The 21,882-nt window shown below is 69.7% G+C and carries 19 protein-coding genes and 3 pseudogenes; 7 read left to right on the top strand and 15 right to left on the bottom strand.

Going from position 1 to position 21,882, the window contains the following annotated elements:
- Positions 1-61: 61 nt before the first annotated feature.
- From SGFS_RS31325 to SGFS_RS31305, 5 genes are all read right to left on the bottom strand, one after another.
- A complete protein-coding gene (locus SGFS_RS31325) occupies positions 62-1,276 on the bottom strand; it encodes a cytochrome P450 (RefSeq protein WP_286255247.1) in 1,215 nt (404 codons plus the stop codon).
- Positions 1,273-2,535, bottom strand: coding sequence for an NAD(P)-binding domain-containing protein (locus SGFS_RS31320; protein WP_286255245.1), 1,263 nt, complete (start codon positions 2,533-2,535; stop codon positions 1,273-1,275). The genes SGFS_RS31325 and SGFS_RS31320 overlap by 4 nt, the downstream gene beginning before the upstream one ends.
- Positions 2,532-2,774, bottom strand: a complete 243-nt coding sequence (locus tag SGFS_RS31315) for a hypothetical protein (RefSeq protein ID WP_286255244.1) — start codon at positions 2,772-2,774, stop codon at positions 2,532-2,534. The genes SGFS_RS31320 and SGFS_RS31315 overlap by 4 nt, the downstream gene beginning before the upstream one ends.
- Entirely contained in the window at positions 2,771-2,965 is a 195-nt protein-coding gene (locus SGFS_RS31310; protein ID WP_286255242.1) for a ferredoxin, read from the bottom strand. The genes SGFS_RS31315 and SGFS_RS31310 overlap by 4 nt, the downstream gene beginning before the upstream one ends.
- Positions 2,966-3,186: 221 nt before the next feature.
- On the bottom strand, positions 3,187-3,909 hold the full coding sequence (locus SGFS_RS31305) for a TetR/AcrR family transcriptional regulator (protein ID WP_286255240.1): 723 nt from the start codon (positions 3,907-3,909) through the stop codon (positions 3,187-3,189).
- A gap of 99 nt (positions 3,910-4,008) precedes the next feature.
- Here SGFS_RS31305 and SGFS_RS31300 point away from each other — a divergent pair, with 99 nt between their 5' ends.
- Positions 4,009-4,143, top strand: coding sequence for a hypothetical protein (locus SGFS_RS31300; protein WP_286255238.1), 135 nt, complete (start codon positions 4,009-4,011; stop codon positions 4,141-4,143).
- A 110-nt stretch (positions 4,144-4,253) separates the two neighbouring features.
- On the opposite strand, the pseudogene SGFS_RS31295 reads toward SGFS_RS31300, so the two are convergent.
- From SGFS_RS31295 to SGFS_RS31260, 8 genes and pseudogenes are all read right to left on the bottom strand, one after another.
- A pseudogene (locus tag SGFS_RS31295) lies at positions 4,254-4,418 on the bottom strand (IS30 family transposase); the annotation flags it as partial.
- 973 nt (positions 4,419-5,391) lie between these two features.
- Positions 5,392-5,472 (bottom strand): annotated as a pseudogene (locus tag SGFS_RS31290) (DUF2587 domain-containing protein); the annotation flags it as partial.
- A gap of 95 nt (positions 5,473-5,567) precedes the next feature.
- Positions 5,568-8,435 (bottom strand): ABC transporter permease family protein, encoded by a 2,868-nt coding sequence (locus SGFS_RS31285; protein WP_286255237.1) that lies wholly within the window; start codon positions 8,433-8,435, stop codon positions 5,568-5,570.
- A complete protein-coding gene (locus tag SGFS_RS31280) occupies positions 8,432-9,169 on the bottom strand; it encodes an ABC transporter ATP-binding protein (protein WP_086748115.1) in 738 nt (245 codons plus the stop codon). Before SGFS_RS31280 ends, SGFS_RS31285 begins: the two co-directional genes overlap by 4 nt.
- 222 nt (positions 9,170-9,391) lie before the next feature.
- The gene (locus SGFS_RS31275) at positions 9,392-10,048 is read right to left on the bottom strand and encodes a PadR family transcriptional regulator (protein ID WP_286255235.1); all 657 of its coding nucleotides are present in this window, start codon (positions 10,046-10,048) and stop codon (positions 9,392-9,394) included.
- A gap of 96 nt (positions 10,049-10,144) precedes the next feature.
- On the bottom strand, positions 10,145-10,861 hold the full coding sequence (locus tag SGFS_RS31270; protein ID WP_286255234.1) for a hypothetical protein: 717 nt from the start codon (positions 10,859-10,861) through the stop codon (positions 10,145-10,147).
- Between the two features lie 7 nt (positions 10,862-10,868).
- Positions 10,869-11,975, bottom strand: a complete 1,107-nt coding sequence (locus SGFS_RS31265; protein WP_286260464.1) for a hypothetical protein — start codon at positions 11,973-11,975, stop codon at positions 10,869-10,871.
- 38 nt (positions 11,976-12,013) lie between these two features.
- Positions 12,014-12,218: pseudogene (locus SGFS_RS31260) on the bottom strand (hypothetical protein); the annotation flags it as partial.
- 269 nt (positions 12,219-12,487) lie between these two features.
- Here SGFS_RS31260 and SGFS_RS31255 point away from each other — a divergent pair.
- The gene (locus tag SGFS_RS31255; RefSeq protein ID WP_286255233.1) at positions 12,488-13,585 is read left to right on the top strand and encodes an NmrA family NAD(P)-binding protein; all 1,098 of its coding nucleotides are present in this window, start codon (positions 12,488-12,490) and stop codon (positions 13,583-13,585) included.
- 179 nt (positions 13,586-13,764) lie between these two features.
- Positions 13,765-14,232 (top strand): ester cyclase, encoded by a 468-nt coding sequence (locus SGFS_RS31250; protein WP_286255232.1) that lies wholly within the window; start codon positions 13,765-13,767, stop codon positions 14,230-14,232.
- A 1,022-nt stretch (positions 14,233-15,254) separates the two neighbouring features.
- On the opposite strand, the gene SGFS_RS31245 is transcribed toward SGFS_RS31250, so the two are convergent.
- Positions 15,255-16,133 carry an alpha/beta fold hydrolase gene (locus SGFS_RS31245; RefSeq protein WP_286255230.1) on the bottom strand — a complete coding sequence of 293 codons (879 nt, stop codon included), beginning with the start codon at positions 16,131-16,133 and terminating at the stop codon, positions 15,255-15,257.
- A gap of 502 nt (positions 16,134-16,635) precedes the next feature.
- Here SGFS_RS31245 and SGFS_RS31240 point away from each other — a divergent pair.
- The 4 genes from SGFS_RS31240 to SGFS_RS31225 all read left to right on the top strand — a co-directional run bounded on the left by SGFS_RS31240 (position 16,636) and on the right by SGFS_RS31225 (position 21,288).
- Positions 16,636-18,135 (top strand): MFS transporter, encoded by a 1,500-nt coding sequence (locus SGFS_RS31240; protein WP_286260157.1) that lies wholly within the window; start codon positions 16,636-16,638, stop codon positions 18,133-18,135.
- A gap of 304 nt (positions 18,136-18,439) precedes the next feature.
- Positions 18,440-19,009, top strand: a complete 570-nt coding sequence (locus SGFS_RS31235) for a TetR/AcrR family transcriptional regulator (RefSeq protein WP_286255228.1) — start codon at positions 18,440-18,442, stop codon at positions 19,007-19,009.
- A 310-nt stretch (positions 19,010-19,319) separates the two neighbouring features.
- Entirely contained in the window at positions 19,320-20,444 is a 1,125-nt protein-coding gene (locus tag SGFS_RS31230; RefSeq protein ID WP_286255227.1) for a 4Fe-4S binding protein, read from the top strand.
- Between the two features lie 274 nt (positions 20,445-20,718).
- Entirely contained in the window at positions 20,719-21,288 is a 570-nt protein-coding gene (locus SGFS_RS31225) for a TetR/AcrR family transcriptional regulator (RefSeq protein ID WP_286255226.1), read from the top strand.
- Positions 21,289-21,312: 24 nt separating this feature from the next.
- Here SGFS_RS31225 and SGFS_RS31220 read toward each other — a convergent pair whose 3' ends face one another.
- Positions 21,313-21,837 (bottom strand): TetR/AcrR family transcriptional regulator, encoded by a 525-nt coding sequence (locus SGFS_RS31220; protein ID WP_286255225.1) that lies wholly within the window; start codon positions 21,835-21,837, stop codon positions 21,313-21,315.
- Between the last annotated feature and the right edge of the window lie 45 nt (positions 21,838-21,882).

Genomic DNA, 21,882 nt, shown 5'->3' with positions numbered 1-21,882 from the left:
CCTGGCCGGTGGTGACGCCGGACGGAAGTGGCTCTCCCGCCCGGCGTACTGTGCGAGGCGGTCAGCGGGTGACCATGAGCTTGCGGACGCCGTAGTTGGTGCCGGTGAAGTCCATGGGGACTTCCTCCAGCGGGGTGGCGAGCCGGAGGTCGGGGAATCGCTTGAAGAGCTTGGGCAGGACGGTCCTGAGTTCGGCGCGGGCGACATTCTGGCCGAGGCAGGCGTGGATGCCGTAGCCGAAGCCCATGTGGCGGACCATCTTGCGGTCGATGTCGAGGGTGTCGGGGTCTTGGAAGGCGCGGGGGTCGCGGTTGGCGGCGTTCAGCGCTACGACGACGAGGTCGCCCTTCTTGATGTGGCCGCCGGCGAGTTCGAGATCCTCCTTGGCGACGCGGCCCAGGCCGAACTGGACGATGGTGAGGTAGCGCATCAGCTCCTCAACCGTCGTACCGATCTTCTCGGGGTGGGCCAGCATCCGCTCGCGCTGCTCCTGGTGGGTGAGCAGGGTGAGGGTGGACAGGCCCATCATGGCAGCCGTGGTGTCGTGTCCGGCGAACAACAGCAGCACGCCGAGGCCGATGAGCTGCTTCTCGGTCAGGATCGAGTCCTCACCGTCGGTCTTGTGAACGAGTTCGGCGAGGATGCCGTCGGTGGCGCCGGTGCGGCGCTTGTCGGCAACGAGGTTGGTGATGTGGTCAATGAGCCAGTGGGCGCCCTTGTCGCGTTCCTCACGGCTCTTGGCCATGTCCATGAGATCGGCGGTGGCCTCGTGGAAGCCGTCGCGGTCCTTGTAGGGGACGCCGAGCAGCTCACAGATCACCAGGCAGGGGATGGGCAGGGCCATGGCCTGGACGAAGTCGAAGGTCTCGGGGCCGGCGGCGATGGCGTCCAGGTGCTCGTCGACGATTTTGTCGAGGTAGGGCTGGAGCTTGTTCTGCACGGCCTTGGGGGTGAAACGGCCGGTGAGTAGGCGGCGGTAGGCACCGTGCTCGGGCTCGTCCATCATCACGAAGCCGGCGTCGAAGGGAGCGTCCTCGCCGGCCTCGGAGAAGTCGCCGTCGGGAGTGTCGTGGCGCGGTCGCCGGGCGCTGAGGCGCGGGTCGGTGAAGACCTGGCTGCCTTCCTCGAAGCGGGTGACGAGCCAGCCGCTGGAGCCGTTGGGGAAGCGGATCTTGACGATGGGCTGCTCCTCGCGCAGCCGGGTGTACTCGGCCGGCGGATCGAAGGGGGCGTCGGCGTCGCGGGTGACGGGCTGGTTGATGAGGGGCTCGGTCATTTCTGCTCCTGCGCGGTGGGGGACTGGGCAGTGGTGTGCGCGTCGATCGCGGCGGTGACGCCGGTGTGGGTGGCGGTGGCCTTGCACCAGCCGGTGTAGACGGCCAGGTGCAGGACGGCCTCACGGAGCTGGTCGGCGCTCAGTTCGTTGTTGACCAGCGCGCCGTTGGCGATGATCTGGACGAGTTCGGGGCGGCCGACGGTGGCGGCGACGCCGAGGGTGAGCAGCCGGCGGTCGCGGACGGACAGGCCCTCGCGGCCCCAGACCTGGGCGAAGAGGTAGCTGACGGTCTCGGTGCTGAAGGGGTCGGTGCTGTCCTGGACCGCGGTGCTGAAGCCGGGGCCGTAAGCCTGGTCCATCATGTGCAGGCCGTAGGCGTGGACGTCGTCCTTCGCCGGTGCCGGTTCGGGTGGCGGTGCCGGTTCGGCGTCCAGTTGGAGGGTGTGACGGGCCTGTGCGCGTACCACGTCGACGAGGGGGGCCTGGACGCCGAGGTCGGCGGCGAGGTCCCGGGCGGCGTCAAGGTCCTTGGTCATCAGCGGCTCGATCTGGTGGCCGGCGGCCTCGGGCAGGACGCCGACGGCGTCCCGCATGCGCAGCAGTTGCAGCAGGGTGCGGCCTTCGGGGTCGGCCGAGTCGATGATCTCGGCAAGCCGGGAGGGGTCCACGCCTGCGGCGCGGGCCAGCGCGGCAGCTTCGGTGACCGTGCGCCAACTGCCGTAGGTGACGACGTTGCGGGCGATCTTGGTGGCCATGCCGGCGCCCGGCGGGCCGCAGTGCACGACCTTCTTCGCCCAGTCCTCCAGGACGGGCAGGGCCTCGTCGACGGTCTTCTGCTCGCCTCCGAGGATGGCGACCATGCCGTTCTCGGCAGCCTTGTCGCCCGGGGTCACCCCGCAGTCGAGGAAGCCCACGCCGTGCTCGGCGCACAGGCCGGCCAGTTCGTGGACGACCGGCAGGGCGACGGTGGCGAGCAGGACGATCACCAGGCCGGGACGGGCGGCCGACAGCAGGCCGTTCTCGCCGGCGATGACCTCGCGTGCCTGGGCGGCGTCGACCACCGCGACCATCACGACGTCGGAGGTCTTGGCCACTTCGGCGGGCGAGCCGAGCGGGTCGGGTACGCCGGCCAGGTCCGCGGCGGCGTCGGGGCGGATGTCGTAGACCGCGGGGACGCGTCCGCTGCGGGTCAGGCTGACGGCCACGCCGCCGCCGATCATGCCCAGGCCGATCACGCCGGCCCGGAGGGTGTCGCTCATGCCGTACTCCCGATGAGAAGGGGGGCCGCCACGGCGACCCGTGCCCGGTAGCCGCGCAGGGCCCGGACCATGTCGACAAGGAGCCCGGTCTCGATCCGCACGCCGTGCCCGTCATGGACGGTGCGCGGCGTGGCGCCCGGTTCGTCGCCGAGGGCGTCGCCCATGGGCTGAGGGGTGTCGGTGACGAGAGTCGCCTCGCAGCCCAGGCCGCGTGCCACGGCGGCGGCCGCGGTACTCACAGCCGCACCTGGATCGCGGCGGCCGGGCAGACCGCTGCGGCCTGGACCACGTTGTCGGCTCCTTCGGCCGGCGGGTTGTCGTCGAGCAGGACCACGATGCCGTCCTCGTCCCGCTGGCCGAAGACCTCCGGCGCCGCCAGCACGCACTGGCCGGCACCGCAGCACTTGTCGAAGTCGATGGAGATGTCCATGGGGGGGGATCCACTTCCGTCAAGCCCGCAGGAAGGGTGGCGACGTGCGCCGGGCGCCATATAGTTGCCCTAGGAACCTAACTTAGTTCAGTGGCGACTGTACCCCTGCGCGTGCGGGGCGACAACCATCACTTCGGAAGGGTTGGTCAGAGGCGTGAAGGGGGTGCGCGCGACATGCCCGGCCGGGCCGTCGCTCCCCCACTGAGGGGCGGCGGCTCCCGCTACGGCCGCGGGCCGTCCGGTTCCGGGGTACCCCTGATCTCCCTGATCCTGCGTGACGCCTCGGTCTCGGATCCGCTCGCGGCAATGAAGGGGGCGCCGGGGGCACCGGCGACGAGCGAGTCGACCAGTCCGTCGGCGAGTTGCAGGATCAGCTCCTCCGAGGACTCGTCCCGGTAGAGGTTGTGGTGCAGCGAGACCATGCCGTGCAGTCCGGCCCACAGGGTATGCGTGGCCTGATCCACCGGCAGGGACAGGCCGAACCCGTTCTCCTCGCAGCTGTGCAGGCCGGCGCGGAGGCTGGCGGAGATGTGACGGGCGGGGTGGCCGCTGATTCTGCTCGGCTCCGCCGTCGGCTGGTGCACCTCGAACATGAGCCGGTAGTGGCCGGGACTGCTCATGCCGAAACGGCAGTACGCGTATGCCTGGGCCCGGACCCGGGCCCGCGGGTCCGCCTCGTCACCGTCCCGGGCGGCGGCGGCCATCCGGGCGGCCAGGTCGCCGTAGCGGTCCTCCAGCGCCGCCCACACCAGTTCGGTCTTGTCGGTGAAGTGGAGGTAGATGCTCGGGGCGGAGATACCCACCTCCATGGCGACCGCGCGCATGGTCAGCCGGTCGGAGCTGCCCCATTCGCCGAGCAGCCGCTGGACCGCGGCCACGATCTCCCGCCGCCGCCGCGAGCCCTGCCCGTCCCGCTGACCGCCACCGGCCGGCCGTGTCTCCATCGCGCGCACTTCCCTTCCGGCCACAGGTTAACCGGCACCCGGCACCGGGCTCCGCAGTCGCAAGGCTCCCTCCAGCGTCCGGACGACACCCTGCTGTTGATGGACACGCTCGGCGCGGCCGTACGAGAACCCGGGCTCGCCCGTCCGGACGACCACGCGGACCGGGCAACCGCGCTGATCATGGGGTGCTGGAGCCAGCCAGCCGCCTCCTGCGAGGTGAGCAGTTGCACCTGAGGAGGAGCAGAACGTCGAACTGACGACGGAGCTGGAGCCCTGAACCAGCGCGGGTCAGAATGGACGGTCGGTCGCTGGACCGCAGTGCCCCGCCTCGCGTCAGGGCAGATTCAACAAATCGTCGCAACACGAGGAGTGTTGGGGTCGTTCATCAGGAGTCCGGTGAAGTGCTCGGCTGGGGTGTCCCAGCCGAGCGTCTTCCGAGGTCTTCGGTTCAGCTCGGCAGCGGCGGCGTCCAGGTCCTCCCTGGTGTACGTGGACAAATCCGTTCCCTTCACCCGTCGCCGACACCCGCACCCTCATGGCACTCGCCCGCGCCCACCGGGAGACCGACGGTGCTGCCGCCGAACCAGTGAGGCGACAGGCGTGGGCCATCTTCTCGGACATCGGCGTGCCCGAGACGGAGTATGCGGATCTCAACCGGTGACGTCGCCTCAGCTGAGCCCGCCAGTCCCGTTCCCGACGTAGCCAGGACATGTGCTCCGGCCCATGGCGACAGGCGCGGAAGACCGCGTTCTGGGCGCCCCGGGAGCATTCCATGCCGGAGCCTGCGCCGAAGTCGGGCACGTCGAGTTCCCAGACGACGCCCCCGTCGGACGTCGCCCCGGAGAGGCGGCCGAGGGAGCCCTCGGCGGTGTAAGTGTTGCCGTTCGGGAAGCGTTGGGTGCTGAGCAGGCGTGGGGCTCTCACGAGGACTGCGCCACCGGTTGCGCATGCAACAGCGGCCGCATGCGCCGTGCCGGGCTTGCGCCTGGTGCGCCCTCCAAGGGCGTGACGACGCCGCTGAACCGCCTGGGCCGAAGCCGTGCCCAATCCGTGCCCGTAAGGACAGACAACCACGGTCAACAGGGGTGCGAGACAACCCTCACGCCACCGCACTTGCTCGACATCTACGCAGGTCAAGGACATAGAGACCGCCCAAGCGCCGTCGCTTCCCAAGCTGAGAGCGCGAGTTCGATTCTCGTCACCCGCTCTTCTTCAAGCCTCAGGTCAACGACCCGGGGCTTGTTTCATAGGGGTGTCGTTGCTGCGGTTTGCGAGTACTCCCGCACCCCGAGACTGGGCCTCGCGCAACGGTCGTCGCGCCCAGAGGTAGAGATGCCCGGAAGCGCTGGCCAGCTTCGAGCAGCATCCCTCCGGACGGGGACTTCCTCGTCATCACCACGTGGCGTGCCCTGTCGGCCTACCTGGTTCGCGACAGCGTGCAGACCGACCAAGGACCGGGACGGAAGGTGATCCCTAGTTAGTGCCGCCGAGCGCCATCCCGTCCTGGCCCAGGATGAGGACCTGGGGGCTCTCCTGCGACCTGTCATTTCTCGGCATCTCCATGCCGCCATTCTCTCGCACGCATGCTTTCCCACACGGTGTGCCCCTGGACGAGGGTGATCCACCCTCGTCCAGGGGCACGGTCCGGCAACGGAGGCTCAGTGCGCGGCGCGGCGGGCCAGCGCCCCGCGCGAGCGGGTCACCAGCGCGGCCAGCAGGGCGGCGCCGAGGGGCACGGCCACCAGGAGGGCGGCGAGTGTCTCCCAGGGGACGACGATCGGCACGTACGGCGGGGCGTCACCGGCGCCGCCCCAGCCATTGTCGAGAGCCTCCTGGTAGAAGCGCGTCTGCTCGCGCTCCTCGGTGAGCCGCAGCCCGACCGCGGGCAGGACACCGGCAGCCGAGCCGAGGACCACACCCATCGCGGCGACCACACCGCACTGGAAGCCGCTGAGCGTGCGGCGCACCCGGGGCGGGGCGCCGACCGCTGCGAGCGTCTTGAGATCGGCCTCCGCGTCGGCCTGGGCGAGACCGGTGGCGATGCCGGCCGCACCGATGGTGACCAGGCCGGCGAAGACGGTCAGCGCGAGCAGGACGAGCCCGTTCTCGTCGACCCAGCCCTGCTCCACGGTCAGCTCGACGTCGCTGCCGAGCTTGGCGATCTCGGCGTCGAGCTTCTGCCGCTCCTCGGTGCTGGGCATCCGGTCGGTGCTGAAGTAGGCGCCGAGGGGGACGGTGGTCAGCCCGGCGGCCTTGGCGGCGGCGGGGCTGAGCACGCTCTGCAGTCCGTAGGAGTCGGGCGAGCCGGCCACCTGGTAGGCGGGGAAGGACTTCAGCTCGCCCGGGACCGGCTTGTTCTGCTCGGCGGCGCGGTCGGCGGCCTTCAGGTCGGTGATCAGCTTGATGCCGACGGTGCCGTTCCTGTCGACCTGGGGCTTGTGGAAGCTGAGGAGCTTTCCGTCGGCGAGGGCCTTGGCCGCGCCCGGGTCGTCGATGCCGAGGACCTTCAGGAGCGGGGCGTCGGCGATGAGGAGACCGCCCTCGACGTAGATGCCGTTGCCGTCGCTCGAGAGGCAGCGCCAGTCCTTGGCGAGCGCGCGCCGCTGCTCCTTGGTGTACTTCTCCGCCGGGTCGGAGCCGTCGGGGGTGCTGACCCACAGCGGGCACTCGTTGGCCGGCGGGGTGACGACCTCGAAGCGGCCACAGCCCTCGCCCTCGCCATACGGGGCGCAGCCGGGCTTGCCGACGGCGATCCGGAACACGTCGGCGCGGACGTCGACGGGCAGCGACCGCTGCACGGCGTCGCGGACCTCGGGGACGTCCCGGCCGCCCTCCTCGGTGACGAGCGCGGCGACGGCCCCGTGCGGCAGGCTGGCCCGGTACTCGGCCAGACTCTGGGCGTCGTGGCTCGCGGCGTACGTCGAGACGGCGACGGTGCCCGCGACGGCGGCCAGGACGGCGGCGACAGCGGGTGCCGTACGGCCCCGGTTGCGGACGGCGTCCCGCAGGGCGAGGCGCGGCGAGAGCGGCAGCCAGCGGCCGGCCCGGCCGAACAGGCCGACCAGGGCGGGCGTCATGGCGACCACACCCAGCTCGGCGATGGCCGAGCCACCCGCGACCAGGACGAACTGGTCGGAGAAGACCGAGCCGTACAGGGCGATGGCCGCGCCGAGCAGGAAGGCGCCGAGGCCGATCAGCGGCAGCACGCGGTTGCTGCGGCGCACGCCGCGACGGCCGGTGAGGGAGGCCAGGACGGTCTGCCGGGAGGCGGTGACGGCCGGGACGATCGCGGAGAGCAGGCCGGTGAGGACGGCGAGCGCGGCGATGGCGAGCAGTTCCAGCGGCTTGACGGTGAAGCCGCCGAACCGCTGCCCCATGTAGTCCTCGAGGAGCGGCCGGAGGGCGAAGGTCAGGATCAGGGCGAGGACCATGCCGACCAGGGCCGCCGCAACGCCGATGACGAGGCCGCCGCTCAGCATGATGGCCCGGATGTGGCTGCGGGCACCGCCGTTGGCGCCGACGAGGCCCAGCTGGCGGCGGGAACGACGGGCACCGACGGCGAAGGCGGGACCGGCGAGCAGGCAGATCTCCAGCATCGCCAGACCGACGACCGTGCCCACGGCGGCGAGAGCGGCGGCGTCGGCGGCCCCGCTGCTCTCGTAGTTGGCCCAGCCTTCCTCCTGGTAGAGCGGCACCTCGGAGTCGGCGGGCGGGTCGAGGGCCACGGCGCGCGAGGTGACCACGACACCCTTGACGTTGATCGCCTGGACCGTGTTCCACGTGAAACCACCGGACTTCTTCACCAGGTAGGTGGTGGAGACGTCGGGCTTCGGCAGTCCGGCCTTCTCGACCGCCTTGGCGTACGGCGCGAGGAAGGCCCCCGGCAGGGCGTTGACCTGCTGTGCCGTGAGGTCGCTGGGCAGCTCGTACGAGCCGCTGATCACATAGGTGCGGTCGAAGCCGCGGGCGGTGAGGGTGGAGCCGACGGACAGCCCGCTGCTCTCCAGGAACCGGGTGGTCGCGGCGATCTCGTCGTTCTTCTCGGGGAAGCGGCCCTCCTGGAGCCGCATGATGCCCCGGGCGACGGGATCGGCGGCGGCCAGCTCACGGACCTCGGCCTGGAGCAGACCGTGCCTGGTGGTCAGCTTGGCGCTGCCCCCGCTGTCGGTCAGCACCGTCGAACCGGCCGGGATGCTCTTGGTGACATCGGTCGGGCCGTCGGGCCAGGACTTGCCCGGCGAGTCGTAGTCCCCGGCCGGGGTGTGCTGCTCGCCGTCGGGGTCCTGCAGGATGGCCACGCCGGCCGTCCCGGCGTCGGAGAAGCGAGCGTCGGCGGCACCCAGGGTGCGCTCCATCCGCTGCGCGGGGGTGAGTTCGGCGCTGCGCACGGTCAGGTCCAGGGCGCTTACGCCCAGGATCGGCAGCGCGATCATGGCGAGGACGAGGAAGCTGCGGCCCTTGGAGCGCCAGGCGTCACGGCGGGCGATGCGGACCGCGACCCGCCAGGAGTGGAACCAGGTCGTCACCGCTGGGCCGCCCGGCCGGTCAGGAGCGACTCGGCGTCGCTGCGTACGGTCTGGTCGACGACGGCGCCGTCCCGCAGGAAGACGACCCGGTCGGCCCAGGCGGCGAACCGCGGCTCGTGGGTGACCATGACGCCGGCGGCTCCGGCGTCGCAGCGGGAGCGCAGCAGGGCCAGCACGGACTCGCCGGTCTCGGAGTCGAGGGCGCCGGTGGGCTCGTCGGCGAGAACGAGCCGGCGGTCGCCGACGAGGGCGCGGGCGATGGCCACGCGCTGCTGCTGGCCGCCGGACATCTCGTCGGGGAACCGGTCGGCGAGATGGCCGAGGTCCATCTCGGCGAGGGCGGCGAGGGCCTCGGTGCGGGCCTTGCGAGCCGATATGCCGTCAAGTTCGCGGGGCAGGGCCACGTTCTCGGCGGCGGTGAGGGCCGGGATGAGGTTGTAGTCCTGGAAGACGTAGCCGATGCTGCGGCGGCGCAGGGCGGCGAGCCCCTTGATGCCGAGGGCGGTGACGTCGGTGCCCTCGACGAAGACCTGCCCGGAGGTGGGGGTGTCGAGGCCGCCGGCAATGGTGAGCAGGGTGGACTTGCCGGAGCCCGACGGGCCCATGACGGCGACGAGTTCACCGGGGTGGACGTCGAGGTCGATGCCGCGCAGGGCGTGCACCTCGGTGGCGCCGGAGCCGTGGACGCGGGTCAGGTTCTGCAGACGCAGCACGGGCTGCTGCTGTGTGGACATGGTTCCCCCTCGGGCGTACGCCGGCGAACGGCCGGACGTCGGTGCGACGGACGGTCGTTGGCGGCGCCGTGCGTACGGTATGGGTCTGGTCGGGTGGTTTGGAGTCTTCAGGTGGTACGGGTGGGTCGGGTGGAGCCGGTGGACTCGGTCGGTCCTGTGGATCCGGTCGGCCCTGTGGATCCGGTAGTTCGGGTGCTCAAGGTCGGTCGTGAAGGGCGGAGATCACGGGCGGTGGCGTGCGGCCCCCTCTGCCCCGGCCCCCGCCCGCGTCCCCGTCCCCGCCGCTCCCGCTGCCGCCCCCGGCGAGGCCGGCTCCGGCCCCGCCGCCGGGGCGGTCGACGAGAGACGGATCAGCCGGGACTCGCAGTGGTCGAGCCAGCGCGCCTCGGCCTCGGTCTGGAAGATCAGCTGCTCCAGGACGAGGAGCCAGGCGATGTCGTCCCGCTCCCGGACCCCGTTCTTCTCCACGGCGGTGAGGGCCTGCGCCTTCAGCCGGGTGTAGTCCTGCATGGCCTTCACGGTGTGCCGGCGCTGGGACTGGATGACGTCACGAATGTCGACCCCGGGCGCCCCGACGGCCATGGCCAGCTTGATGGCCAGCTCGTCACGGGCCGGGCTGGTGCGGTCGACGGGGTTCTCGAACCAGCTGCGAAGTTCGACTCGACCGCTGTCGGTGATCGCGTAGAGCGGGTGGCCGGCCTCGTCCTCGCCGTCCTGCACGACCATGCCGTCGCGTTCGAGCCGGCTGAGCGTCGTGTAGACCTGACCCACGTTGAGCGGCCAGGTGGAGCCGGTGCGGGACTCGAACTCCGTACGGAGCTGTGAGCCGTAGCGCGGGCCGTGTTCGAGGAGGGCGAGAAGCCCGTGACGGATGGACATACCGAGTATGTATACCGAGTAAGTTCGCGCGGCCAAGCGTCCTGAGGCGGACGCCGGAGGTCCGACTCAAGGGGGACCCGGGCCGTCGCGAGCCGCTCAGCGGCGGCGCATCCGCACCCCGGGGAAGCCGATGCCGAGGCCCACCAGAGCCAGCCCCACGCCCAGTGTGAACACGGGAATCCGCCGGTCGGAGAGGTCGAGGGGGGCCTCGGTGCCGGTCCGGTGAGCGGCCACCGACAGCTCCGCGGGCGAGCTCTCGGCGGCCGGGGCGTCCGTCTTGGGTACCACCTCGACCCCCTCGTCCGACTTCTCGGCGGGCTCCTCCTCTGTTGCCGTTTTAGTACGAGCGGGCTTCACCGGGCTCGTGGAGGACGGCGAGCCGGAGGGGTCGGCCGGGCCGCTCCCGGCCCTCCCCCGCCGACGCCCCCCGAGGGAGGCGGAGTCGCTGGGCGCGGGCGCGTCGGGCGGCCCCGACGGCTCGGGGGCCGCCGGACGGGCGGGTCCGGCGGGTCCGGAGAAAGGCGACGCCGACGGGGCGGACGGACGATCGGGCGGGGTGGGTGCGGCGTTCGTGGCCGCGGAACCGTTCGGAGCAGGAGCGTGAGCGGGCGGCGCGGGGGAGACCGTCGCCGTGGCCGGGCGCGAGGGGGCCGGCGGGCGCGGGACGGACGGGATGGTGGGCGGCCCGGAGGGGTGCCTCACGGCGGCGGCCTCCGGCCGGAAGGCGCCGGCGCTCCGCACGGCGCGGGGCGCGCCCTCGCCCTCGTGCGCATCGGCCTCGTGCGCATCGGCCTCGTGCGCATCGAGGCCCAAGGAGTCCTCAACTCGCAGCAGGATGCTTGATGCGCGCCACCGCCACTCCCGGTCTCTGGCAGCCAACCGGAGGCCCTGATCTCCCCCATCCCTGCGTCGTGCCCATAGCGTGCCCTTCAGAGCGGACAAACACGGTCAACAACGGTGCAACCAGTCCCTCACACCTGCCGCCTGACAACGAATCTGCCCAGTTCAGCTGCCCTATGGCCGCGCAAGCGCCGTCGCTTCCCAAGCTGAGAGCGCGAGTTCGATTCTCGTCACCCGCTCCATAATGAAACCCCAGGTCATCGGCCTGGGGTTTGTTGTTGTTAGTCCAATTTGAGGGTTGCGGGCCCTCTACGGGCCCCAAGTCGGGGTCGAGCGGCCATCTCCAGGGTCTCCGGGCATCACTTTGCGCCACCCAACCCAGCGTCACCGGCTTGGGAAAGATCTCGGTGTCCGAGAACCTCAGCGCCATGGCGCGGCCGGAGGCATCAGCGGCTTCCCGCACCTCCGCCCGACCATATGCACCCAGGTGTTCGAATTTCGGGAAGAGGGCGTCGGGTGCGTCGATAAGCACCTCGTCGAGGCGCGAACTCCCCACCACCATCCGGCCGTCCATGTGGGTGCCCCCGCCGCTGACGCACCAAAGGAGGCGGGCAGGAACGCTTTCGCCTCGGCGCCCCGAGGATCGGTAGTAGACGTGCTCCCTGCTGATGCCGAGGACGTGGCTGCGCGGCAGGAGCATGGCCGGAACGTTGAACAGCTCGGTGGACCAGCGCGGCTTGATCGGCAGCAGGCAGGACGGCGACTCGGAGTCGATGACCTTCGCCGGCCACCAGGCGCGCTCCACCACGGCGGCCACCCCGGCCGGCATCTGCGCGTGCAAGGCAGTTGCCTCCACGGTCAGCTCACGAGCGCGTCCGCCGGCCACCGCCTTCACCTCGGCTGCCGTACCGCACACGTCCACCAGGAGAGCAACGAACTTGCCGTCGTGCTCGGCGCCCCCCACATCGGCACCTCCCTCGCGCAATCCCTGGCCTTCGCCATGGCCGCCCGCCTGTGCGACCGCTTCGGCATCCCCACCGAGGTCCTCTTCAGCGCCCTCCGGCTTGAGCGCCTGGGCGAGGACCACCAGCGGCGGCCCGAGCGGCAGCGCGGTCGGGGGCGGGCCGCGAGCGCGATGCTCTTCGGCACCAGCTCGCCCACCACCATCAACACGACCGTGGAAACGACCACGCCCGGCACGGTCGCCACCGACGAGGCGACCCCGCCCAGGCCGACGGCCTCCAGCGGACCGCACAGCAGCGCGGCCGGCGACGGCTCGGCGAGCATGCCGATCACCCATCGAGGTCACCGTGATGCCGGGCTGAGGCCCCAGCGGGCTGGACGCCACGCGTCCAGCCCGCAGACACCTTTGCACCGCTCAGCCGGGAAGAACCGGGCCCGGGCGCTTGCCGCACGGAAACCGATCGGTGTACGATATGGGAAACCGATCGGTTTCCGAAGTGTTCATGGCCTCCGGTCATCGGCGAGCGTCAGTCGATCGGTGCCATTGACCGCAGGGCTGATGCAGAGGTCGGTCCCGAATGCGCCGCACCCGGCGCGTGCCGATCGCGTGCGTACTCAACCTCGGAGTCAAAAACCATGTCTTCTCATGCCACATCCAGCATCTTCGTCATCGGCGGCACAGGGGCTCAAGGAATACCCATTGTCCGCGCTCTTGTCGCCGACAAGAAGTACTCCGTCCGGGTGCTCACTCGGGATGCCACATCTCCCCGGGCCCAGGCTCTCCTCGCACTCGGCAACGTCTCCATCCTCGAAGGGTCATTCGCCGACGAGGACGTGCTGCGCGAAGGATTTCGCGGCTGCGACGGGGCGTTCATCAACATCGACGGGTTCAACACCGGCGAGAAGACCGAGACCTACTGGGCCATCCGCACATACGAGATAGCGATCGAAGAAGGAATAAAGTTCTTCGTCTACGGAAACCTGGACTACGCCCTCAAGAAGTCAGGATACGACTCCAGGTTCCGCACCGGTCACTATGACGGCAAAGGCCGCATGGCCGAATGGGTACTGTTCCAGAACGAGAAGAACAGGGACCGCATGGGAGCAGCGGTCTTCACCTCGGGTCCCTACATCGAGATGGTGATCTCGCCGCTCACTCCCATGCAACCCAGCATCGAGGACGGCGTCGTCACGTGGCGAGTCCCGCTCGGCGATGGAGCCGTTCCGCATGTGGCTCTCGAAGACTGCGGATTCTATGTCCGCTGGCTCTTCGACCATCCGGAGCGAGCCAATGGCATGGACCTCGAAGTCGCCATCGAGCACATGACCTATGCCGATATGGCGGCGGCATTCGAGAAGGTCACCGGCCATCCGGCGCAGTACATCGACACCGATCTGGAAGCATATTGGAACAGCCCGGACCTGAAGGGGATCGCGGATCACCCTGCCGGATACAACGCCGACCCCAACGACAAGAGCACCATGAGCTTCCGCGACAATTTCACGGGCTTCTGGAATGTGTGGAAGCACGGAATCATCACCAGGGACTACGCTCTACTCGACGAAATCCACCCCGCCAGGATCAGAAGCGCGGAGGAGTGGTTCCGTCGCGAAGACCAGCTGGGAAGGGAACTCGGCAAGGGAAGTCTCTGGGAGAGGGTTCAGCCGGAGAACTGGAGCGTGGACTCCGCGGTTCTCAAAAGCAGCGCGGATTTCAGGACGGGCAAGTTGTAGACGGGCGCGATCAGCGCTGCCCACGCCCTGTCCGACACGGTCAGAAACGGCCGAACGGCGTTCCGGCAGAGACTGATCCATATCGCTCACGCGGTCCCTATTTGCTCATTTGATGTAACTAGTTCCGTTGGGGAACCGTAGGGCTGGATCAGCCCGCACCACACACCATGGAGGACCTCATGACCGCGATCAGTACGGCCAACACCGCAAGCGAGATGGTGCGCTCGGCCACGACCACCGCGTCGCGGATTGCCGCGCGCAACCTTGAGCTCTACGACACCGGCAATGTCGCCGGGGCAGACGAGGTGTTCGCCCCGGATCTGATCGACCACAACCCCGCTGACGGCGCCGCCTCGGGAATCGACGGCATGCGAGCGCTGATCGCCGCGGTCCGCGACGGATTCACCGACACGCAGCACCGGATCCTTTTCCAGCAGGAGCTTCCCGGCGGCTGGGTGGTCCTCCACTGGCGGATGACTGGGACCCACACCGGAGACGCCTTCGGGTTCGCCGCCAGCGGCAACCCGGTCGATATCAATGGCACCGACATCATCCGCGTTGTCGACGGCAAGATCACCGAGATCTACCACGTCGAAGAACTGCTCAAGCTCACCCAACAGATCAGCACCGGCGCGCAGTCGGCGTGAAGACCGAGGTCTTCTCGGACAACGCACGCCCCTGAGTCCTGATCTGCAAGCCTCGCCTGAACGCGGCGCTTGCGGACTTCGGACACCGCAGCCCGGTACGGCTCGTGTGCCGCAGCATCGAATGAGACACGGCCGCCGCTGAGGCGGTCGTGCCGCTTCTGGCGCCGAGCCCCGCGAGAAGCCGGCCGTTGGTGACAACCGAGACCCAGCGTGACGGCTCCGGCCGGAGCCGTCACGCTGGGTCTCGTCCAGGTGGGCAGCACATCACCGCGCCGGAGTTCAGCCCAGACGGCCACGGCCTCTCGGCGGGTGACCGCACCGGCCGCGTCGCCCGGTGGACGGCCGGCGGCACCGCTGCGCCAGAGTCCTGCGCAACGCCTTCCCTCAGGTACCTCGGTGACACCGCAGAGGCAATCGGTGGCCTCGCCCTCAGTCCTGACGGGCCGCAGCCTCGCCACCGACGGCACGTCGGCACGCTCCCATCGGCAGCCGGAGCGACGAGCGGCAAAGCGACGCTGAACCGTATCCACCCCGCCGCAACATCGGCGGCTCGGCCGTCGTCTCGCTTCTGACCCGTCCGGCTGCGAGAACACTTTCCTGGCGGGGACCGGACGGCGGTCCCGGCCTCGACCGGGGCGTCCCGACAGCGTCGCCGATCCGCGTCAGAGATCGATGTCGGCCGGCCACTGGCCAGCGGTCCGGGGGGCACACCGAGGAGCTTCCGGGCGGAGCGCTCGGCTGTGATCGAGTGGTCCGGCTGCGTACTGAGGGCTCGGTACCTGTCCGCGACGGCGGCAAGGGCTTGCTCGCCCCTCGCGGGTGCGAGCGGCGCGAAGAAGGCGTGGGGGTCGGTCGCCTCGTAGGTCACGGTCCGCCCGAGCCGGGTGCTGAACGCCTCGGCCAGGTCCTCTCCGCTGTTGGCCGGGTACTGTCCAACGGAGACCACACCGGTGACGTCCGCGACCCGGTCCCCGGTCACGCACTACACCCGAACGCGGGTGGCTACGGCGTTCCCGGGACCGTCAGGCCACCGCGTTCAGCAGGTCGGCCAGCAGATCGGGCCGTTCCAAGGCGATGAAGTGGCCTGCTCCCGGCACCTGCGTGAAATCGGCGGCCGGCAGCAGCTTCTTGTCGGCTTGCCGGTCCGAGGGCCGGGACCAGTCGTGCTCCCCGTAGACGAGGTGGACGGGTGCCTTGACCTCGGGGTAGCGCGAGCGGGCGGCGATGAGGCTGGGCAGGCTCTGGTACACGGCTCGGGCGACGGTCGAGTAGCCGGGGCGGCTGCCCACCTGGAGGAGTTCGTCGAGGTAGTCCTCCCGCAGCGCGGTCTTGTCGACCAGCCCGCCCTGCAGGATCCTGCGGACGACGGGCTTGGGCTCCACCCCGGCGACCACCGGGCCCACTCCCGGAGTGAGGACACCGCTGACCACCACACGGGCGAGAAGACTGGAGCGGGCGATCCCGCCGGGGAAGTCGTACGTGTTCACCGCGACGACGCGCCGCACCCGCTCGGGCAGGTCGGCCGCGGCGGTCAGGGCGAGCACCGCCCCCATGGACTCCCCGACCAACGTCACGTCATTCAGGTCGAGTTCGGTCAGCAGCCGCTCGACGCCCGCGCGCATCGCGGGCTCGTCGTACGACGCCCCGGGCACGATCTCGGAGTAGCCCATCCCCGGCAGGTCGAGGGCGTACACGGTGTACCGGTCCGCGATCAGCGGGATGAGGTGGCGGAAGTGCTCGGCCTGGGTGCGCACGGTGTGCAGCAGGACCAGCGGAGCGCCGGTGCCGGCTCTGAGGTAGCGCAGCGTTCCCTCGCGGCCGCCGGATCCCGCGCGCGGGGCGATGGTGTGGCTGGTGGTCCCCTGAATGTGAATCGTGGGACGTGACTCCTGGCTGGGCATCTCGCCGACTCCTTGGGTGTGAGTGGATCACCAAAACGGTCATGACTCTCACCGGAGAATGAGAAACCGCTCGGTTTCCACCAAGGTAAACCGAGCGGTTTCCAGGCGCAAGCCCAGCAGCCCCCCGGCTTCACCGGGGCGGTCCGTACCCGTGGACGTGGTCGCCTCGCAGGCCCGGCGGCCGGGCCCACGGTCACCACGCCGCCGGAGACGAGGTCGCGCAGTTCGAGGCGGCTCCCCTTCATGGCCAAGAGGTCCACAAGGCCGGTGGTCGCGGCGGTCGCGCCCGGTCTTGAAGGTGCGGCACAAGGCGTCGACGCCGAACAACCAGGGGGCGGTCGAGGCAGCACCGTCGGCCTACGCGGACTTCGCCCCTGTCGGGTCACTCCCGGGCCAGATGCGACACGTTCACTTGCACCGAGGAAACCGATCTGTTTCCCTAAGTGGAAACCGATCGGTTTCTGGCCGACGGTCGGCCCATGCCCAGCGACTGAGGAGAAAAGTGAGTACCACCTTCGACCGCGGAGCGCCCGCTTCCGGGAAAACAGACTCGGGCCGCCGCGGCTCACATGCCGTGCGCTGGTGGGTGCTCGTCGTGCTGGGCGTGGCACAGCTCATGGTCACGCTCGACGCGACCGTCGTGAACATCGCGCTGCCCGAAGCGCAGCATGACCTCGGTTTCAGTGACGGCAGCCGGCAGTGGGTCATCACGGGGTACGCCCTGGCGTTCGGCAGCCTGCTGCTGCTCGGGGGCCGACTCGGTGACCTGTTCGGTCGACGTACGACCTTCGTGACCGGCCTGATCGGTTTCGCGGCCGCATCCGTCGTCGGCGGCGCGGCCGGCAGCTTCGACATACTTGTGGCGGCACGTGTGGCCCAGGGACTGTTCGCCGCGCTGCTCGCGCCTGCGGCGCTCTCGCTGCTCAGCGTGACCTTCACCGACCCGGCCGAAAGGCCGAAAGCCTTCGGCATCTTCAGTGCGTTGTCAGGTGCGGGCGCCGCGGTCGGACTCCTGCTCGGCGGCATGCTGACCGAATGGGCGTCGTGGCGTTGGGTGATGTACGTGAACGTCATCTTCGCGGGCGTCGCGCTGGCCGGTGCGCTGCTGTTGCTGGCCAAGCCCGCGCTCACCGAGCGGCCCAAGATCGACATTCCTGGCACCGTCGTGGTGAGCGCCGCACTGTTCGGCATCGTCTACGGGTTCGCGCACGTCGAATCCACCAGTTGGACCGACCCGGTCGCCCTCGGCTCCATGATCAGCGGCGTGGTGCTGCTCGCGGTATTCGCCTGGCTGGAGCTCAGGGTCGCGCATCCGCTGCTGCCGCTGCGCGTCGTGCTGGACCGGACCCGAGGTGGTTCGTTCCTGGCCGTGTTCGTCCTGGGCATGGGGATGTTCTCGATCTTCCTGTTCCTGACCTACTACCTGGAGGCCAGCATCGGCTACTCGCCGATCGAGGCCGGTCTGTCCTTCCTGCCGATGGTCGGGGGCATCGTCGCCTCGTCGACCACGGTGCCTTCGCTGCTGTTGCCCAAGGTCGGCCCGAAGGTCGTGGTCATCGCCGGCTTCCTGGTCTCCGCGTCCGGCATGGCCCTGTTGACCCGGCTCACGCTGGACAGCGGCTACGTCGCCGACATCATGCCGGGCATGATCCTGTTGGGTCTCGGTATCGGTGCGGTGATGACCACCTCGTTCCAGGGTGCGACCGCAGGCGTGCACCACGAGGACGCGGGCGTCGCCTCGGCACTGATCAACACCAGCCAGCAGGTGGGCGGCTCGATCAGCACGGCGCTGCTGACCACCGTCGCCTCATCGGCCGCGACCGACTACCTCTCCTCGCACAAGCCGGGCGCACTGACCATGGCCCAGGCCGGGGTCGAGAGCTACACGGCCACCCTGGCCTGGGGCGCCGGGATCTTCGTGGTCGGCGCGGTGCTCACGGCGTTCCTGATGCCGAATTCAGCTCTGGCGCCGTCGGAGGGCGAGCCTGTGATCGCCCACTGAGCCCGAATCCACCGTGGTGAGAAATGTCCTGCGCTGATCGGTGCGCTCCAGGCACACATCAGCGCAGGACAGGGGCATCTCCGAGACGGTCCCGTGCGTTCCGTCCTCGGCAAACCCGTCATCGCCGGTCGAGGGCACGCACGATGGGGCCGAGCTTCCGAGGCCGGTGAGACACACCGACCATTCTGGAGACCACGGCGGCGGCGCCGAACCGACTCGGCCGTGGGCGGCGCCGTAGAGCACCCCGGCCAGCATCGTAAACCGATCGGTTTCCCATAGGCCGGAATCGAGTTAACCTCGCAATATGACCACCGAAGCAATGCCAAGCTCCCGAGAGCGACTGCTGGAGGCAGCGGCCACGCTCACCTACCGAGACGGCGTCAACGTCGGCGTCGACACGCTGTGCAAGGCGGCGGGAGTGTCCAAGCGCTCCATGTACAAGCTGTTCGAGAGCAAAGGCGAACTGCTGACGGCGAGCCTGGAGGAACGCGCCTCCGCCTATGTGACGGCACTCCTTCCCGCGACGGACGACAACCGTCCACCCCGAGAGCGGATCCTGCATGTCTTCGAACAGGCGGAGGCGCAGGCGGGTGCACCCGACTTCCAGGGCTGCCGGTACCTCGTCGTACAGATCGAGCTCAAGGACCCGAGCCACCCCGCGAGCCGGGTGGCCGATCGGGTCAAGGAGAACCTGACAGACTTCTTCCGCGCCGAGGCCGAACAGGGCGGGGCGAACGACCCGTACCTGCTGGCCCGTCAGCTGATCCTGGTCTTCGACGGCGCCAGCGCCCGCGCGGGAATCAAAGCCGACACGCCGGCCGGTCTCATCGCTCCCACCGTGGCCGTACTGCTCGATGCGGCGGACATGCGCTGACGCATCGCGTGACGAACAGCCGCGGCGAGCGATGCACTCGGCAAGCCGCAGCCGCGCCCGGCGACCGAGCAACTCCCATGGGGCCCAAGCCCGTTGCCAGCCGAAGGCCGGCACCCCGGCCTGACTCGCGGGCTGAGCCCTGATCGCCCGACGATCGATCGCCGACGCCCGCGAGGAACCTGATCGACAGTCCGAAGGAGAGGCTCGCCGCTTGGGCTTGCGCGCGAAAACCGATCGGTTTACGGTGGTGAAACTGATCGGTTTCTCGCCCGTGGCGGCGAGCCTTGTACCCGCACCCCTAGGAGCATGTATGACTGCCGCGCGAGGCACCGAGGGGCAACCCACCCGTCCCCCGCTTCCGGCGAAGCTGGCGGCCCACCCGTCGGTACGGGCCGTACTCGCCCGGCGCGGGACCGGTGACGCGGGCCGCCCGCCCGCGGTGATCGACGCGGCCTGGCTGCGCGAGCTGTGCCTGGCAGCCGGGGCGGACGACGTCGCCGCGGTCAGCCTGGACCACCCGGACCTGGCCGGCGAGCGCGAGCACGCGCTGTCCGCGTTGCCCGGCACCCGCACCCTGATCGCGATGGCGGTCCGGATGAACCGCGACAACTGCCGCTCCCCCGCCCGCAGCGTGGCCAACCAGGAGTTCCACCACACCGACGAACAGGCCAACCACGCCGCGCGCAGCGTCACCCAGTCCCTACAGGACGCCGGCTACCGCGCGCTCAATCCCTCCGTCGGCTTTCCCCAGGAGATGGACCGCTTCCCCAACGAACGAATCTGGGTGGTGGCGCACAAGACGGTCGCCGTGGCCGCCGGGCTCGGCGTGATGGGCCTGCACCGCAATGTCATCCACCCGAAGTTCGGCAGCTTCGTGCTGCTGGTCACCGTCCTGGTGGACGCGGAGGTGAGCGAGTACGGGCAGGCGCTGAACTACAACCCCTGCATCGACTGCAAGTTGTGCGTAGCCGCCTGTCCGGTCGGCGCCATCGCCAAGGACGGGGCATTCGACGCGCTGGCCTGCACCACGCACAACTACCGAGAGTTCATGAGCGGGTTCACCGACTGGGCGCAGACGGTGGCCGACAGCGAGGACGCGGCCGACTACCGCTCCCGGGTCAGCGATTCCGAGAGCGCCTCCATGTGGCAGAGCCTGAGCTCTCCGCCCGGTTACAAGTCCGGCTACTGCCTCGCCGTCTGCCCCTCCGGCGAGGACGTCCTGGGCCCGTACCTGGACGACCGCAAGAACTTCATGGACACCGTCCTGCGACCGCTCCAGGACAAGAAAGAAACCCTGTATGTCCTGCCGGACTCCCACGCACAGGAGTACGCCCGGCGCCGCTTCCCCCACAAGCCCGTCAAGGAAGTCACCGGTGGCTGGCATCCCCCGGCGAGGCGTTCCGAGTCCACCGACCGAGAGGCCCGTACGCCATGAGCGGCAGTCACCCCTTTGACGACCGCCAGGGCCCGCACCGCATCCCGGCGGAGACGAAGCCGGAGAGGACGCCGTACGGGCACGACGGCAGGTCACCCGAGACGGGCCATCACTCGGAGTGGCCTCGGTGTGCGTCGTCCTGACGGGGACGGCAGGCGCGCACACCCTCATGGCTCGGCGACGGCCCTTCCCCCAGGCCGTCGCCGAGCCCTCGCCGGAGACCTCCGGAAACCGATCGGTTTTCATTTCGTCCACTCCGGGTTAACCTCACGGCATGAGCACCGAAGTGAAACTGAGCCCCAGGGAGCGCCTGCTGGAGGCGGCGGCCACGCTCACCTACCGAGACGGCGTCAGCATCGGCGTCGAGGCGCTGTGCAAGGCGGCGGGGGTGTCGAAGCGCTCCATGTATCAGCTGTTCGAGAGCAAGGACGAACTCCTGGCAGTGAGCCTGAAGGAGCGCGCCTCCGCCTACGTGGCGACTCTCCTGCCCGCGATGGACGACGGCCGGTCACCCCGCGAGCGGATCCTGCACGTTTTCGAGCAGGTGGAATCGCAGGCAGGAGCGCCCGAGTTCCGAGGCTGTCGGTATCTGGCCGTGCAGATCGAGCTCAAGGACCAGAGTCACCCCGCGAGCCGCGTGGCCCACCAGGTCAAGGCGAACCTGACGGCCTTCTTCCGCGCCGAGGCCGAGCAGGGCGGGGCGGGCGATCCGGATCTACTGGCCCGGCAGCTCAGCCTGGTCTTCGACGGCGCGAGCGCCCGCGCGGGGATTCAGGCCGACAACCTGACCGGGCTCGTCGCGCCCACCGTGACGACCCTGCTCGACGCGGCAGGTGTGCACTGACGCATCGCCGCCCAGAAGACTCCCTCACCTCCCGGCACCCACTGGAAGCCCGATGGCCGTAAGCGTGATGCCGAGCATGCCGCAGGCGAAGAAGCTTGCGGTCTTGTCGGCATCAGCGCCCAGTGACAGGTGCACGGTTTCCCAGATACTCATCCAGCCGGCCCGGACGACCTCACCGATCAGGTCATCGCCCTGCGCTTCGGAGGCCGCCACGGCGGCATATCCCTGCATCTGCATCAGGAGCGTTTCGGGGCGCGTCGAGATCAGCTGCGCATAGGCGTCCGCCATCATCTGCCGGGCTTGCTCGCCTCCCTCCACCCCGTCGGCCGCCTCCTCGAAAGCCAAGCGAGTGTCTTCCGCGCTCCGCACCAGAGCGGCGACGAAGATCGCCTTCTTGTCCGGGAAAAGCCGGAAGAGATACGGCTGCTTGACGCCGGCCCGCTCGGCGATCGCAGCGGTGGTGGTGCCGCGGTAGCCGGCGATCGCGAACTCGGCGATCGCCGCGCGAATGACGTCCTCACGCCGCTCCTGCGCACTGATCCGGCCCATGGCGGCATTCTCCCTGCTTGAACCTGCATGCGAAAACCGATCGGT

This window comes from Streptomyces graminofaciens, from assembly GCF_030294945.1.
Classification (GTDB): Bacteria; Actinomycetota; Actinomycetes; order Streptomycetales; family Streptomycetaceae; genus Streptomyces; species Streptomyces graminofaciens.
The sequence above is the reverse complement of the archived record's forward strand: the minus strand, read 5'-3'. Positions and strand labels throughout refer to the sequence as shown.

What these genes read in the sequence shown, in the direction of transcription:
- SGFS_RS31325 (WP_286255247.1), bottom strand. Translation starts at nt 1,276, where the DNA reads ATGACCGAGCCCCTCATCAACCAGCCCGTCACCCGCGACGCCGACGCC.
- SGFS_RS31320 (WP_286255245.1), bottom strand. Translation starts at nt 2,535, where the DNA reads ATGAGCGACACCCTCCGGGCCGGCGTGATCGGCCTGGGCATGATCGGC.
- SGFS_RS31310 (WP_286255242.1), bottom strand. Translation starts at nt 2,965, where the DNA reads ATGGACATCTCCATCGACTTCGACAAGTGCTGCGGTGCCGGCCAGTGC.
- SGFS_RS31305 (WP_286255240.1), bottom strand. Translation starts at nt 3,909, where the DNA reads ATGGAGACACGGCCGGCCGGTGGCGGTCAGCGGGACGGGCAGGGCTCG.
- SGFS_RS31300 (WP_286255238.1), top strand. Translation starts at nt 4,009, where the DNA reads ATGGACACGCTCGGCGCGGCCGTACGAGAACCCGGGCTCGCCCGTCCG.
- SGFS_RS31280 (WP_086748115.1), bottom strand. Translation starts at nt 9,169, where the DNA reads ATGTCCACACAGCAGCAGCCCGTGCTGCGTCTGCAGAACCTGACCCGC.
- SGFS_RS31275 (WP_286255235.1), bottom strand. Translation starts at nt 10,048, where the DNA reads ATGTCCATCCGTCACGGGCTTCTCGCCCTCCTCGAACACGGCCCGCGC.
- SGFS_RS31255 (WP_286255233.1), top strand. Translation starts at nt 12,488, where the DNA reads ATGTCTTCTCATGCCACATCCAGCATCTTCGTCATCGGCGGCACAGGG.
- SGFS_RS31250 (WP_286255232.1), top strand. Translation starts at nt 13,765, where the DNA reads ATGACCGCGATCAGTACGGCCAACACCGCAAGCGAGATGGTGCGCTCG.
- SGFS_RS31245 (WP_286255230.1), bottom strand. Translation starts at nt 16,133, where the DNA reads ATGCCCAGCCAGGAGTCACGTCCCACGATTCACATTCAGGGGACCACC.
- SGFS_RS31235 (WP_286255228.1), top strand. Translation starts at nt 18,440, where the DNA reads ATGACCACCGAAGCAATGCCAAGCTCCCGAGAGCGACTGCTGGAGGCA.
- SGFS_RS31230 (WP_286255227.1), top strand. Translation starts at nt 19,320, where the DNA reads ATGACTGCCGCGCGAGGCACCGAGGGGCAACCCACCCGTCCCCCGCTT.
- SGFS_RS31225 (WP_286255226.1), top strand. Translation starts at nt 20,719, where the DNA reads ATGAGCACCGAAGTGAAACTGAGCCCCAGGGAGCGCCTGCTGGAGGCG.
- SGFS_RS31220 (WP_286255225.1), bottom strand. Translation starts at nt 21,837, where the DNA reads ATGGGCCGGATCAGTGCGCAGGAGCGGCGTGAGGACGTCATTCGCGCG.